Consider the following 14179-nt stretch of genomic DNA (forward strand, 5'->3'; position numbering starts at 1 on the left):
TTTTGGCCGCAAGGTATGCCCAAGCTCACAAAATGAAACGACCAAACGTCATATGATTGATTTCATTATGAGTCTTGCTCTCCTGCCGAACGGCAATTTCACGTAAATCAAAGAGAATGACTATGGCTACCGGACAATATCTGCTGTGGAAAGATGCACAGGGACAAGATTTTCGCCCCGTTGCACTGACTGGCACCGATCTGCTCAACGATCGCAACCTCAACAAGGGTACCGCCTTCACCGAACAGGAGCGCGCCGACTTCGAGCTCGACGGCCTGTTGCCTCCCCAGGTTCAAACGTTTGAAGCCCAGCTTGAGCGGGTTTATCAGGGCTTTTTGAGCGCCTGCAGCGACATCGAGAAGTACCAGAACCTGCGGGCCCTGCAGGATCGCAACGAGACACTGTTCTACGCCCTGCTGGCGCGCCACGTGGAGGAGATGACCCCCTACATCTATACCCCGACCGTGGGCAAGGCGTGCCAGGAGTTCAGCCACCGCTTCCAGAAGCCGCGCGGCCTCTACATCACCCCGAAGAACGTCGAGGACATGGGCTCCCTGGCCCGTCATCTCGATGCCAAGTCGGTGCGCATCATAGTCGTGACCGACAGCCAGGGGATCCTGGGGATCGGTGATCAGGGGGTGGGCGGCATGGGCATCCCCATCGGCAAGCTCTCCCTCTATACCCTGGGTGCCGGCATCCACCCCGCCTGCTGCCTGCCCATCGCGCTGGACGTGGGCACCGACAACCAGGCTCTGCTGGATGACCCCATGTATCTGGGTCAGCCCCACAAGCGCATTCGCGGCAAGGAGTACGACGACTTCATCGACAAGTTCGTGGCCGGGGTCAAGCGCCACTTCCCCAATGCGGTGCTGCAGTGGGAGGACTTCAGCAAGTCCAACGCCTTCAACAACCTCTCCCGTTATCAGCAGTCCCTGCCGTCGTTCAACGACGACATTCAAGGGACCGGAGCCGTGGTGCTGGCGGGCATCATAGGGGCGGTCAAGGTCAAGGGCGAGACCCTGGGCCAGCAGAACTACCTGGTCTATGGCGCCGGTGCCGGCGGGGTCGGGGTGGCGGATCAGATCTGTGCGGGCATGATCCGCGAAGGGCTGGATCCCCAGGCGGCCCGCGATCGCATCTACATTCTGGATACCCAGGGGCTGGTGTGCGACAACCGCGAGGGGCTGGACGAGTACAAGCGCCGCTATGCCAAGCCGGGCTTGTTGCTGTCGGGCTGGGACACCGAAGTGCCCGGCAAGGCCAACCTGACCGACGTGCTGCGCCACGTGCCCATCACGGTACTGCTGGGGACCAGCGGTGCCGGTGGCGCCTTCAAGGAGCAGCATATCCAGCTGATGCTCAAGCACTGCGCGCGTCCCATGGTGTTCCCGCTCTCCAACCCGACCGCCAACTGCGAGGCGCTGCCGGAGGACATCTATCGCTGGAGCCAGGGCAAGGCCATCGTCGCCACCGGCAGCCCGTTCAAGGATGTGCACTACGAGGGGCAGGAGTTCCGGGTCGGTCAGGGCAACAACGTCTTCATCTTCCCGGGGGTGGGGCTGGCGGCCATCGTCAGCCAGATCCGCGAGATCACGCCGGACATCTTCACCACAGCGGCCTTTGCGCTGGCGGAGTGCGTGAGCGAGGTGGACCTGGCCAAAGGTGCCGTCTATCCGCGCATCCGCGAGCTGCGCAGCATCTCGGTGCACGTGGCAACGGCGGTGCTCAAGGACATAGTGCGGCGGGATCCCTCCCATCCGCTGATCGGCCAGGATCTGCAGCAGCACATCCTCAACCACATGTGGGAGCCGGTCTATCTGCCCTATCGCCGGGTATGACGGACGCAAGCTGGCAATAATTGCAATAGAAGAGGGGTGGCCATGGCCACCCCTCTTGTTTTGTCACCTGAGCTGTCAGCTATCTTGTCAGCCGCGCAGCGGCAGCCAGTGCCCCGCCTTGCTGCGGCAGGCGGTGTCCTGCCACTGCTGGCTGGCCTGACCTACGTAGAGCTGCTCGCGATAGTCGCGACACCAGAGACCGTTGGGGTGGCGAAAGGTGCGCAGCGGCGTGACGCTGCCCGAGTGACGGCTGGCGGGGTTGAACCAGGTGAGGCTCTGACCCTTGGGACGGGTTTGCAGCGCCTCGGCCAGGGCCTGGTTGGCCAGCGCCACGTCCTGCTTGTCCATCTGGTGGTAGAGCGGGGCGGCGCTTTGGCTGGCGCAGGCGGACAACCACAGCGCCAGGCAGATCAGCAGATAACGGCTCATGGTTGCTCCTTGCTGTTGAACCCCTGCTGGATCAGGGCCTGCTCCTGTGCATCGGTCAGGGTCTGGCCGCGATCGTCGACCGTACCATCCCCCCGCAGCTTGTTACCGTCAGCATCGACGGCATCCATGCCGTTGTCGTCGACCGTGCCATCGCCCCGGATCTCGTTGCCATTGGCATCGACGGCATCCATGCCGTTGTCGTCGACCGTGCCATCACCCCGGATCTCGTTGCCGTTGGCATCGACGGCGTCCACTCCGTTGTCATCGAGGCCGTTGCCGAGGCCACGCCCGCCACCGTGACGATCGCCGCCGGCGTGACGTTCCCCGCCGCCATGCTGTTCGCCACCGGCATGGCGATCCCCTCCGGCATGTTGCTCGCCGCCGGCGTGCTCCCCACCGCCGTTGTCGTCAGCGCCATGGCTGCCGCCGTCACTGTCACTGCTACCGCCACCACTGCTGCCGCCGTCGCTGTCACTGCCACCACCGCCACTGTTGCTGCCGCCGTCGCTGTCACTGCCACCACCGCCACTGTTGCTGCCGCCGTCGCTGTCACTGCCACCTCCACCGCTGCTGCTTCCACCTCCACTGCTACTACCGCCGCCACCACTGCTGCTTCCACCACCACTGTCACCCCCACCGCTATTGCCGTCGCCATCCTTGTTGTGAACGATCAGCCCATTGGCGATATAGCTGTGGCTGCCATCGAGGATCAGGTTGAACAGTGCCGTGGTGGGCGGGGCATCAATCCAGCAGAGGGACTCCAGCAGCAACAGGGCGGGCTGCGGGGCCAGCGCCAGGTTGCCTGCGTTGCCATGCTCAGACCACCCCAGCAGGTGCATGCCGGTAAAGAGCGGCAGCACGGCGAGAGTCGGGTTTTCGGTACGGGTCATGGCCGGTGCGATGGCCGCCCAGCCGCGGGTGGTCAGGAAGGGGTGCTCGGCGGTGAAGAAGGGAGCCAGCCGGTTGAGCCCGTAGAGCCGGCGCGCTCCCAGCAGTACCCGCTCGACCGAGAGGATCCGGTTGCTGCGGCCATATTGATCCCGCACCCGTTCACCGGCTTGCAGGGTCTCGATGGGACGTTCCTCTCCGTCGGCCATCAGGATGCGGGTGCCGGTCACGAAACAGGACTTGGCATAGGCCTGATTCACCTGCCACTGATGGTGGCTGAAGTCATAGCTCAGCGGGGTGGCAAACAGGGCCAGGGCGATGGCCGAACCCACCAGCAGTCGGCGCTGGCTGGGCTTGAAAGCGGGCAGTGACATGGGGGACTCCTTGTCCGGCTGGGTTCACGTCATCAAGTATAGGGCGGGCTGATGGAGGGGCAGGGGAGCCATTGACAAACAAAACAGCATGGAAAAACGATTGGCGCCGGCCATAAAAGTGCGTAAAATTGCATCCTCGATGCTTGTAGCAACGAATCCCGCCTAAAAAGCCAGTTTCATGCCCTCCCCAAGCAGTAAGAGGCAACAAATGACGCCGAATGGCTCATTCAGTGCCTTGAAAAAGTCTTGTGATAACTGAAAAGTGTCAAATATCCCTGTCAGTTATCAAAAAATTAAGGACATCCATGTTTTCCTTAGTCAAGCAAAGCGTCGCCGGGCTGCAAATCCTGTTTGTCGCCTTCGGTGCCATGGTGCTGGTGCCCCTGCTCACCGGACTGAACCCCTCCATGGCCCTGCTTGGCGCCGGTGTAGGCACCCTGTTGTTCCAGCTCTGCACCCGCCGCCAGGTCCCGATTTTCCTCGGTTCCAGCTTTGCCTTCATCGCCCCCATCATTTACGCCACTCAGACCTGGGGCCTGCCCTCCACCATGTTCGGTCTGTTTGCCGCCGGTTTCATGTACTTCATCCTAGCCGCGCTCATTCGTGCCCGCGGCATGGGCTTTGTGCACAAACTGCTGCCGCCTGTGGTGATCGGCCCGGTGATCATGGTGATCGGCCTGTCGGTGGCCCAGGTGGCCTGCAACATGGCCATGGGCCGTGCCGGCGGTGAGCAGGTGATGCCTGCCTCGACGGCGCTGACCCTGGCCGGCATCTCGCTGGCGGTCACCCTGATTGCGGCGGTGTTCTGCAAGGGCTGGATCAAGCTCATCCCCATCCTGTGTGGCGTGATTGCGGGTTACGTCTCTGCCGTGCTGATGGGTCAGGTGAGTTTCGACGGCATGGTCAACGCCCCTTGGCTGGCGCTGCCCCACTTCGTGACCCCGGAGATCAACTGGGCTGCGGCGCTGTTCATGCTACCGGTAGCCATCGCCCCCTGTATCGAACACATCGGTGGCGTGCTGGCCATCGGTGGCGTGACCGGCAAGGATTACACCAAGAACCCGGGTCTGCACCGTACCCTGGCCGGTGACGGCATCGGCGTCTGCTTCGCCGGCTTCATCGGTGGTCCTCCCGTCACCACCTATGCCGAAGTGACCGGCGCCGTGATGATCACCCGCAACTTCAACCCGGTCACCATGACCTGGGCCGCGGTGTTCGCCATCATTCTGGCCTTCTTCGGCAAGTTCAACGCCCTGCTCACCTCCATCCCGATGCCGGTGATGGGCGGCATCATGTTGCTGCTGTTCGGATCCATCGCCGCCATCGGTCTCAAGACCCTGGTGGAGTCCAAGGTGGATCTGGGACTGTCGCGCAACATCGCCATCGTGGCCGTGACCCTGACCGTGGGTGTCGGCGCGCTGGAGATGAAGATCGGTGACTTCGCCCTGGCGGGCGTGGGTCTGGCCTCGGTGGCCGCCATCCTGCTCAACCTCATCCTGCCCCAGCACTCCGAAGAGGGTGCCATGGAAAGCGCCAAGGATTGAGTCAACGGACGGCGTATCCCTGTCTTGCAGAGGCCACCTCAGGGTGGCCTCTCTCTTTTCCGCCATCTGACACATCGCTGGGCCGGTGGAGGCTTAATGCGTATAAAGTCAATAGCTTGCTCACCGGCAGGCGTTGTCGTCCGAGAGTATCCGCCAGCCTCAAAATAGGGGTTGATTGAAGCCTGTCTGGCCAGGGCGCCATTTGACGGATCCCTGTTCCTGACCTTTGCTAAAGGTCAGGTTTGACACTGTGCTGTGCGGATCAGTATGAAAAAAGAGGCGTTTACGCCCCCCATCATGGGATGCATCTTCCTCTCTTCTTACTGATGCTGTTCTTGCCGTCACACCCTGTTAAACCACCCCATCTGCTTGCCGCCGACATGACGAAGGCGCGGCAAACCGTGCAAGCCGGCACGATCCGGTAAGGGTCAAAAGGGTCCGCACATCGACTGGTGCGGACATTGAGGGACGAGCTGTGAGCAAAGTGAGGTTGCAATGAAATATCAACTGTTGTGGAAAAGCGCCCTGTTCTCGGCCTCTTCGGTACTGGCGCTGGGAGCCGTACAGGCGGCACCCTTGAACGTGATGACCGAGGATTATCCGCCGTTCAACATGCAGGGGGAGGGAGGCAAGATAGTCGGCCTCTCCACGGAGGTGGTGGAGGAGCTGTTCAAGCGGGCCGGGGTCGAATACAAGCTGAGCATGATGCCCTGGAAGCGTGCCTACGAAGATACCCTCAGCACGCCCAATACCGCCCTGTACTCCACCACGCGCACGCCGGAGCGGGAAAACCTCTTCAAGTGGGTCGGGCCGCTGGTCAACAACAACTGGGTTTTCTTTGCCAATCCGTCTTCCACCATCACGGTCAACTCCTTAGAAGATGCCAAGCAGTATTCGGTTGGGGGCTACAACGGTGATGCCGCTGCCGAATATCTCAAGGCGCAAGGGTTTGGCAAGCTGCAACTGGCGGCCAACGATACCGCCAACGTGAAGAAACTGGAGGCTGGTCGCATCGATCTCTGGGCGACCGGGGAGTACCTGGCCCCCTATCTGGCCGCCCAGGAGAAGACGTCCAGTCCCAAGCCGGTGTTTGTGTTCAAGGAAACCCAGATGAGCCTGGCTTTCAACAAGGAAGCCCCGGATGAGCTCATCAACAAGCTCAACGAGATCTTGGCCGCCATGAAGGCGGATGGCACCATCGACAAGATCAATGCCAAGTACCATTAAGTTGTAACAAGACGTCGTTGCCGATATCGGGAGGGAACCATGGGTTGGAATAGTCTGACGTTCAGGATTGCCGTGCTGACCTCCCTGTCGGTGAGTCTGCTGCTGGTGTTGTTTGGTGGATATAACTACAACGCCGCCAGGGAGGAGAGCTATCGCAGACAGGCCGAGATGGTGGAGCAGGCCATCAGCCGGTTGCAGCTCTCCTTGCCTGGTCCGCTGTGGAATTACGAATCGGCTTTTGTCGAGGCATCCCTCAAATCCGAGCTGGCCACCGATGCGCTTAGCAGCCTGCTGGTGGTCAACAAGGACAAGCTGGTTGCGGGGTTTGTCCGTGATGATGCCGGTGAAATTCAGGTAGTGGCAAAGTTGCCCGCCGATCTGGGCAGCCACGCCAGCCATGAGCTGGTCTACGACGACAACGGCCAGCTCAAGACGGTGGCCAATCTGCTGGTGGTCAGCAGTGATCGGGCCATTTTGATCCAGTTGCGCCATCTGCTCATCACCACCGTCTGGCAGATAGTGGTGCTGGATGTCGGCATCATCCTGTTGCTGATGGTATTAATCCACCGCAATGTGTTGCGCCCCTTGCGGCAGATGAACTCCGCAGTCTTCGATCTGGCCCAGGGAGATGGGGATCTGACCCAGCGCCTCAAGATCCGCCGGCATGACGAGATGGGGGCGCTGGCTGGCAACATCAATCAATTCATTGCCAAGCTGCAGGGGACGGTGTCGGAGATAAACACCCTGTCGGCAGGCGTCTTGCAGACGGCGGAGCTGTGCGATTCGCTGGCGACCGATACCCGGCACGGCAGCGCCGAACAGCAGTCAGAGCTGGATCAGGTTGCGACCGCCATCACCCAGATGAGTCATGCGGTACAGGAAGTGGCGGGCAATGCGGTCAAGACATCCGGTGCGACCGACGAAGCCAGTCTCTATGTGGAGCAGGGTTACAAGCTGGCCGGCCAGGCCAATGAAGCCATTCATCAGCTGGTCGGCGAGGTGGAGCGGGTCGCCAACCTGATCCGCTCCTTGTCGAGCGAGAGCAGCAGCATCGGCAACATCATCGAAGTGATCAACGGCATTGCCGAACAGACCAACCTGCTGGCCCTCAATGCCGCCATTGAGGCGGCCAGAGCCGGGGATCAGGGGCGCGGGTTTGCCGTGGTAGCCGATGAGGTGAGAACGCTGTCCGGCCGTACACGCCAGTCGACCGAGGAGATCAGTGCCAGTATCGCGCGCTTGCAGCAGGCGACCCACAATCTGGTTTCTGGTATGCAGCAAAGTCAGGACAAGGCCTCCCAGGCGGGGGCACAAGCCGCCGACGTGCAGCTCTCGGTAGAGAAGATAAAGACCCAGGTCGGCCTTATCCGTGAAATGAACATGTATATCGCCCAGGCCTCGGAAGAGCAGCACTCGGTGGCGGAAGAGGTCAGCAACAGCGTCAATCGCATCGCCGGACTCAACAACGACAGTGCGGCGCGGGTGGGGCAGGTAGCCGATGCCAGCAGTGATTTGCGCCAGCTGTCGGCTCAATTGGACAGTCTGCTCAAACAGTTCAGGGTGTGAGCGCCGGGCGCCAGCGAGCTGGCCGTCAAGGCAGAGGAGTGGATGATGGGAGTAACCAGGATGCTTGTCCTGTTCTGGGCTCTGTGGGCAGGAGGATTGCAGGCCGGGTCCGTCAGGTATCAGGTCGAAGGGCGGACGTTCGAAGGTTATCATCTGGCGGGGGCCAGTCAGCAGTCAACTCTGGTGCTGCTGGTCCATGACTGGGATGGGTTGACCGGGTATGAAATGAAGCGTGCCGACATGCTGGCGGCCTTGGGTTACCGGGTGTTTGCCGCCGACCTGTTCGGCGTTGGCGTGAGACCCACTGCGGTGGAGGATAAAAAGCGGCTGACAGGGGCGCTATACCAGGACAGGGCGAGCATGCGGGCCCTGCTCGCCGGGGCGCTGGCCGAGGCCACGAGGTTGGGAGGCGAACCGGAAAAGGTCGTTGCGCTCGGTTACTGTTTCGGAGGGGCCGCCGTGCTGGAGCTGGCCCGCAGCGGGGCGGATCTGCACGGTACAGTGAGCGTGCATGGCGGGCTGGAGACGCCGCCAGGTCAGAACTACCAACAGGTCAGGGGACGTGTGCTGATACAGCATGGCAGTGCTGACGAGGCGGTCAGCCTGGGGCAGTTTGCCGCCCTGATCGGCGAGCTGGAGAGGGCCGGCATCAGCCATGAAGCGACCAGTTACAGCGGTGCCCCTCACGCATTCAGTGTGTTTGGATCAGACAGGTACCACGCCGAAGCCGATGCCCTTGCCTGGCAACGCCTGGTCGGTTTTCTGGCAGAGATCTCCGCAAAGTAACCCTGTGCGCTGGTTTGCAAGCCATGGCATTGCCATGGCTTTTTGCTGTCTGTTGATCATGGCTGATGGCGTGCCAGTACGAGCACCCACATGGCCCCGTCCCCCACGTGATAGCGTGCCAGCAGGGTCAGGGCGCCGCTGAGCGGGTCGATGCGATGCACCGCCAGCTGGTGGGAAGCCTGCCCGGCCGCCAGCAGCCAGTGGCCGCTCTGGTCGATGGCAAAACCGCGGGGCATGGTCTCAGTCGGGAAGTGGCCGACCACGCCGAGCTCGCCATCCGGCGCGATGGCGAACTGGGTCAGCAGGCTGCTGGCCCGCTCGCTGCTGTAGAGAAAACGCCCGTCGGGTGTCACGTGCAGATCCGCCCCCCAGCGCTCCCCCTGATAACCGGCTGGCAGCATGGAGAGGCTCTGACAGAGCCGGATCCCGCCATCGGCGGTGGGTCGGTAGCGGTTGATGGTGCAGTCGAGCTCGTTGAGGCAATAGAGGTCGCCATTGCTCGGATGCCGCGCAAGATGGCGCGGCCCGGCACCGCTGGCGGTCGCCAGATCCCCCAGCGGATGGGGGCGCAGCCGCCCCTCCTTGCAGAGCAGAAAGCGGCGGATGCAATCCTCCTTGAGGCAGGCGACCAGCACCTCCTGCTCACCCTGTTTATTTGCACGCAGCAGGGTGACCGAATGGGCGGCCTGCAAGCCGTCGAGCTGCTGGTGGGGGGGCTCTGCCCGGCCGTCGGCGCCGATGGCGGAGACGGTAACCTGATTGAAGGCATAGGAGGCCGCCAGCAGGAAGCGGCCGTCGGCCGAGATGGCGGTGTGGGAGGCGCTGCCCGCCAGCGGTGCCGATCCCTGCGTTTCCAACCGGCCATCGGTCTCGATGCGATAGCTTATCAGGGCGAAATCGGGGCGCACGGCGGCATGGAGCCAGCGCCCGTTCGGGCTGATCACCAGCGGCTGGACCTGGCCCGGGGTGTCGACCACCTGCAATGGCGTGAGCTCCCCAGTATTGGCCAGGGCAAACACGTGGATCTGCTGGCTGGCGGGGCTCGCCACATAAACGACCTGCTGCATCTGTTTATCACTCCTTGTCATGGGCAACCGCAGGCCATCTTATCCTCTTTCGCGCCCGGCTGGCGCTACTCTTTTGCCCGGCCCGGGCAGACCACTTGGCGGGCCTTGAGGTGGTAGAGCTCCACCTGCGGGTGGCTGAAAAAGCCCACTTCCCACGGGTTCTTCTGCACGAAGGCGGCGCGGATAGGTTCGAACAGCGGGTGATCCTGCGGGATCTGGTAAGCATCGGCGGCGATGATGGTGTAGTTCCACTCGATGGCGCGGGTGTAGGTGAACACCGCCCGCGAGTCGATGGCGAAGTGGCAGCGGCCGTCGCGCTTGAGCAGCTGCGACTTGAAGGTCTCGGGGAAGGTGATGAAGAAGATGTCGTCCTCATCGGAAGAGAGAAACGCCAGCACAGTGGTGTGGGGCTGGGACTGGGCCCGGGTCACCAGCACCCCGATCTTGTTCTCAACCTCACGCAAGTCAGGCACCGGCAGGCCGGTGAGCGGGGTGACGGGCAGCTCGCGAGCGGGGCGTTCATCGGCCGGATGCTGATAGCCCGGCTGGGCGAAGCCGTAGACCACCCGGTTGCCGTACCAGAGCTCGAACTGCAGTGGGGTGACCTGCACCCTGTCCGGAGCGGTGCGGGCGATAACCCCCTTGTAGGAGACGCGATAGACGCTCAAGGAGGCGTCGTACTCGTCGACCCCGGTGCGGTTGTCCAGATGCAGGGTGATCTTCTCCCCCACCGCCAGCTGGTGCCCCTTGGGGAAGGTCAGCAGCAGCTCGTCGTCTGGCTGGATCTCGACCCCGCAGATGTAGACGCCGGTCTCCTTGCTGGCGGGGTCGACATAGGTGGCGGCCACCCCGAGCAGGGGAGAGCCGAGAAAAGAGAGCAGAGAGGGTTGGGAACTCATGGCGCACCTTGGCAAATGTGGGGATCGGCTCCTCAGTGTATCGCGGCCGGCCGGGATTGGCAGGCCTCTCACCTGGGGAGGCAAGCGTTTCAGGCTAGCGACAAACCTTGCCCCATTCTGGCCGGCCCGTCACAAAATCAGCGCAAGCGGTGGGCCACCGACACAAAAAAGGCCCCTTGCGGGGCCTTCGAACGAGATGAGGAGCTGTCTTAACCGGGCTGGGGGCCCGGCAGGGCGGGAGGCTGAGCGGAGTCGGACTCCACCTTCTGCTCTTCGTCCTTCATGTTCTTGATGTAGACATCCATCTGGTTGAACGCGATCTCGATGCCGTTTTCGCGGAACAGCTGGTCTATCTTGCGGTTCAGCTCGTCCACCGCCGGGTTGCGATCGCCGAGCTCGCTCACGAAGAAGCGCAACTCGTGATCCAGGGTGCTGGCACCGAAGGTGAGGAAGTAGACGATGGGCGCAGGATCCTTGAGCACGCGGCTGTTCTCGTCCGCCGCCTGCTTGAGCAGGGTGCGGGTCAGCTCCAGATCCGAACCGTAGGCCACACCTACCCTTACGATGACCCGGGTGACCGTATCGCTCAACGACCAGTTGATGAGCCGCTCGGTCATCAGCTGCTGGTTGGGGATGATCACCTCCTTGCGGTCGAAGTCGGTCAGGGTGGTGGCGCGAATGCGGATCCGCGAGACGGTGCCGGAGAAGGAGCCGATGGTGACGGTGTCACCGATCCGCACCGGACGCTCGAACAGTATGATGATGCCGGAGACGAAGTTGGAGAGGATCTCCTTCATGCCAAAACCGATACCGACCGACAGACCACCGGCGACCCACTGCAGCTTGTCCCACTGTACCCCCATCATGGAGAGGGCGGTCAGTGAGCCGACCCCGATCAGCACGTAGTTGAGCATGGTGGTGATGGCGTAGGCCGTGCCCTGGGCCAGGTTCAGCTTGGAGAGCACCAGCACTTCCAGCAGACCCGGCAGGTTGCGGGCCAGCGACCAGGCGCCGCCCAGCAGCAGGAAGCCTATCAGTACATCGCTCAGGCTGATCGGGAACATCACGGCATTGGCCCCGGTCCCTTCAGTGCGGTGCCACAGCACCATGCTGTCGAGGTAGGAGAAGACCGCCACCAGATCGGACCAGAGCCAGTAGAAGGCGACGCCGAAGATCAGCAGCAACACGGTACGGGTCAGACGCAGCGACTGCTGGCTGACATCTTCCAGATCCATGGGCTGCTCTTCGATGGTGTCTCCCCCTTCCGCATCCTCCTGGGCCTTGTGTTCGCGTTTGGCCACCGCACGGCGATAGGCCAGGCGACGGGCTGCCAGCTCGAGGCCACGCAGGGCGGTACGGTAGACCAGGCTCCAGAGGATGAGCAGGTAGAAGGACTCGATCAGCCGGCCGGTCAGCTTGAGGGCTGTGTAGTAGTAGCCCAGTCCCACCAGCACGATCAGCGCCACCGGTGCCAGCGCCAGGGCAATGGCGGTGATGGACTGCTGCATGCTCGCCTCACCCTTGATGCGGGCGCGGGAGATGGGGAACACCAGGTAGGCGGCCAGCCCCAGCAGGGCCAGAGTCAGCGCCTGACCCACCACATCGTTGCCAAGGGAGGAGGGTTCCACCACCGCCTTGGTCGACAGCATGATGAGCGGCAGCAAGGGCACCCAGAGATAGCGCATGCTGGTGCGCTTGGCCTGCAGATCGGCTTTCGGAATGCGGAAGTGGCTCTCGGCGATGCCGCCCGGCCGCATCACCGCCAGATAGACGCTGAACACCAGATAACCGAGCGCCAGGTTGAGGGTGATCTGGAAAATCAGCTTGGAGCTGAGCAGACCGCAGTCAGTCAGCAGCAGGCCGGCAGCCAGGATGAACAGGCTGCCCGGCAGGCGTTGCAGCACGGTATAGCAGAGGGCTGCCGGGGTGTGCCACTGGCTGTCCTGGCGAAAGCGCCCCAGATCCTTGGTGATCTTCTTCTGCCGCTCGATCAGCGTCGGGCGCTTCCAGATCAGCAGGCCACCTATCAGCAGCAGCGGCAGGGCCAGCAGGGTGATGGGCAGCAAGGTCTCACCCCAGCCGCTCCAGTCCGGTTTCAGCACCCAGTCGGAGGCCTGCTTGTAGGCCTGGGCCGGCCAGCTGATGAACCACTTGCCGTCGATGGGCTTGTTGCTGCTCACCCAGAAGATGTGCTGCTGCAGGGTGAACTCGATGGAGGAGTAGATCCGCGCCAGCTGCTGCTGGGTCAGCTGCAGGCTGATGGCGTTGGTCAGTTGGGCATCCAGCTGGCGGTTGAGCTGATCGAGCAGGCTGATGCGGGTGTCGAGCAGCTTGGAGAGGCTGGCTCTGTCCTCCTCGCTCACCGGCTCGCTGCTATTGGCGATCAGGTTGTCCAGATACTGGGTCTTCTGGAACAGCTGGTCACGCTGCTGGCTCAGTTCGAACTGGGCCAGGTGCAGGTCGGCAATTTGCTCCTCCAGGTTTTTCACCAGGGTGGAGGGGGAGGACTCCAGCTGCTGGTAGAGCTGATAGAGGATGCGTGACAGCAGCAGGTTGCCCTTGAGCATCTGCACCTGTTCGTTTAGGTTGCGCTCGGTCTGGGTGCCGCGCTCCAGCCAGCTCTTGGCCTGCAGGTTCTTCTGCACCAGCGAGTTGAGGCTGGCGGTGGCGCTGACCAGCTGCTGGCTGAGCTGGTGGTTGAGCTCCTGCTCCTTTTGCACCAGCGGGCTGTCGGCGGCGGCCACCAGCTCACCGGTCTGCTCTGCAGTTTTTTCGGTGTCGCCCAGGCGCTTGGCACTGCTCTGCTCCTGCAGCAGTTGCAGCTTCTGCTCTTCGCTCGCGAGGCGGGCGGTCTGGTAGTCGCGCTGTTTGACCGCCAGATCCTGCATGCTGGTGCGGTTGTCCAGCTCCTTCTGCAGGTTGGCCAGCTGCAGATCCAGCAGGGCCAGCTCGGCATTAAGCTTCATCTTCTCGGCGCTGCTCACCCCGTCACCGGCATTGAGACGGGTACGGATCTCCTGGCTGCGCTGATAGGCGCGGCTCATGCTGGCCTGGGCCCGCTCCGGCAGGGTCTGCAGGTTGGTGAGCTGGCTGCCGATGGTGCCGAGGGCCTCCTGGGCATCCTGCATGTTGGCCATGACGTCGGGCTGGCGACTCTCCAGCTCGCTCAGGCTCATGCTGGCGTATTCGCTCTTGATCTGCTCGGCGCTCTTGCCCTGGGTCAGGGCATCCAGTCTGGCGCTGATGTCGCGCAGCTCGGCCGGCAGGGAGCGAACGCGCTCGTTCTGGCTTCTGGCCTTGCTCTTCTCTTTCTCGATGCTGTCGAGCAGGGAGAGGGTGTCGGTCAGGAATTTCTGGTCGGCCTGCTGGCTGACGGTGAGGGTGTCCGACTTGCCGAGGGCGTCGAGTGCCCGTTGTACGCTGGTACGTTGGGGCACGTCCTGCGCCATGGCTTGCGGGGCGCAGAGACTGACGAGTAAGCAGAGCAGCGGCAACAGGGTGGCCGAGGCTCTTTTGAACGGTATTGAGAGCATAAAACTTCCGGGTTATTACGCGATATTC

At 62.5% G+C, this 14179-nt stretch carries 10 protein-coding genes; 5 read left to right on the plus strand and 5 right to left on the minus strand.

What is annotated here, in order from left to right:
• The first annotated feature begins 122 nt into the window (after nucleotides 1-122).
• A complete protein-coding gene (locus AB5Y95_RS21490; RefSeq protein WP_024943492.1) occupies nucleotides 123-1838 on the plus strand; it encodes an NAD-dependent malic enzyme in 1716 nt (571 codons plus the stop codon).
• 87 nt (nucleotides 1839-1925) lie between these two features.
• Here AB5Y95_RS21490 and AB5Y95_RS21495 read toward each other — a convergent pair whose 3' ends face one another.
• A complete protein-coding gene (locus AB5Y95_RS21495; RefSeq protein ID WP_025201355.1) occupies nucleotides 1926-2267 on the minus strand; it encodes an RT0821/Lpp0805 family surface protein in 342 nt (113 codons plus the stop codon).
• Nucleotides 2264-3529 carry a hypothetical protein gene (locus AB5Y95_RS21500; protein WP_368162048.1) on the minus strand — a complete coding sequence of 422 codons (1266 nt, stop codon included), beginning with the start codon at nucleotides 3527-3529 and terminating at the stop codon, nucleotides 2264-2266. The genes AB5Y95_RS21495 and AB5Y95_RS21500 overlap by 4 nt, the downstream gene beginning before the upstream one ends.
• A gap of 305 nt (nucleotides 3530-3834) precedes the next feature.
• On the opposite strand from AB5Y95_RS21500, the gene AB5Y95_RS21505 reads away from it, so the two are divergent.
• The 4 genes from AB5Y95_RS21505 to AB5Y95_RS21520 all read left to right on the plus strand — a co-directional run bounded on the left by AB5Y95_RS21505 (nucleotide 3835) and on the right by AB5Y95_RS21520 (nucleotide 8652).
• On the plus strand, nucleotides 3835-5073 hold the full coding sequence (locus AB5Y95_RS21505) for a uracil-xanthine permease family protein (protein WP_019839748.1): 1239 nt from the start codon (nucleotides 3835-3837) through the stop codon (nucleotides 5071-5073).
• Nucleotides 5074-5568: 495 nt separating this feature from the next.
• The gene (locus AB5Y95_RS21510; protein WP_017781973.1) at nucleotides 5569-6300 is read left to right on the plus strand and encodes an ABC transporter substrate-binding protein; all 732 of its coding nucleotides are present in this window, start codon (nucleotides 5569-5571) and stop codon (nucleotides 6298-6300) included.
• Between the two features lie 39 nt (nucleotides 6301-6339).
• A complete protein-coding gene (locus tag AB5Y95_RS21515) occupies nucleotides 6340-7866 on the plus strand; it encodes a methyl-accepting chemotaxis protein (protein ID WP_005303170.1) in 1527 nt (508 codons plus the stop codon).
• Between the two features lie 45 nt (nucleotides 7867-7911).
• A complete protein-coding gene (locus AB5Y95_RS21520) occupies nucleotides 7912-8652 on the plus strand; it encodes a dienelactone hydrolase family protein (protein WP_368162117.1) in 741 nt (246 codons plus the stop codon).
• Between the two features lie 56 nt (nucleotides 8653-8708).
• Here the strand turns inward: AB5Y95_RS21520 and AB5Y95_RS21525 are convergent, their stop codons facing one another.
• From AB5Y95_RS21525 to mscK, 3 genes are all read right to left on the minus strand, one after another.
• On the minus strand, nucleotides 8709-9719 hold the full coding sequence (locus AB5Y95_RS21525) for a beta-propeller fold lactonase family protein (RefSeq protein WP_368162049.1): 1011 nt from the start codon (nucleotides 9717-9719) through the stop codon (nucleotides 8709-8711).
• Nucleotides 9720-9784: 65 nt separating this feature from the next.
• Nucleotides 9785-10618, minus strand: a complete 834-nt coding sequence (locus tag AB5Y95_RS21530; RefSeq protein ID WP_017785177.1) for a hypothetical protein — start codon at nucleotides 10616-10618, stop codon at nucleotides 9785-9787.
• A 209-nt stretch (nucleotides 10619-10827) separates the two neighbouring features.
• Nucleotides 10828-14151, minus strand: a complete 3324-nt coding sequence (gene mscK / locus AB5Y95_RS21535; RefSeq protein WP_201882494.1) for a mechanosensitive channel MscK — start codon at nucleotides 14149-14151, stop codon at nucleotides 10828-10830.
• Between the last annotated feature and the right edge of the window lie 28 nt (nucleotides 14152-14179).

The sequence above is a fragment of the Aeromonas sp. R5-3 genome (assembly GCF_040908225.1).
Taxonomy (GTDB): domain Bacteria; phylum Pseudomonadota; class Gammaproteobacteria; order Enterobacterales; family Aeromonadaceae; genus Aeromonas; species Aeromonas dhakensis.

Coding starts and splice junctions, on each gene's coding strand:
- AB5Y95_RS21490 (WP_024943492.1), top strand. CDS start 123: ATGGCTACCGGACAATATCTGCTGTGGAAAGATGCACAGGGACAAGAT.
- AB5Y95_RS21495 (WP_025201355.1), bottom strand. CDS start 2,267: ATGAGCCGTTATCTGCTGATCTGCCTGGCGCTGTGGTTGTCCGCCTGC.
- AB5Y95_RS21500 (WP_368162048.1), bottom strand. CDS start 3,529: ATGTCACTGCCCGCTTTCAAGCCCAGCCAGCGCCGACTGCTGGTGGGT.
- AB5Y95_RS21505 (WP_019839748.1), top strand. CDS start 3,835: ATGTTTTCCTTAGTCAAGCAAAGCGTCGCCGGGCTGCAAATCCTGTTT.
- AB5Y95_RS21510 (WP_017781973.1), top strand. CDS start 5,569: ATGAAATATCAACTGTTGTGGAAAAGCGCCCTGTTCTCGGCCTCTTCG.
- AB5Y95_RS21515 (WP_005303170.1), top strand. CDS start 6,340: ATGGGTTGGAATAGTCTGACGTTCAGGATTGCCGTGCTGACCTCCCTG.
- AB5Y95_RS21520 (WP_368162117.1), top strand. CDS start 7,912: ATGGGAGTAACCAGGATGCTTGTCCTGTTCTGGGCTCTGTGGGCAGGA.
- AB5Y95_RS21525 (WP_368162049.1), bottom strand. CDS start 9,719: ATGCAGCAGGTCGTTTATGTGGCGAGCCCCGCCAGCCAGCAGATCCAC.
- AB5Y95_RS21530 (WP_017785177.1), bottom strand. CDS start 10,618: ATGAGTTCCCAACCCTCTCTGCTCTCTTTTCTCGGCTCTCCCCTGCTC.
- mscK (WP_201882494.1), bottom strand. CDS start 14,151: ATGCTCTCAATACCGTTCAAAAGAGCCTCGGCCACCCTGTTGCCGCTG.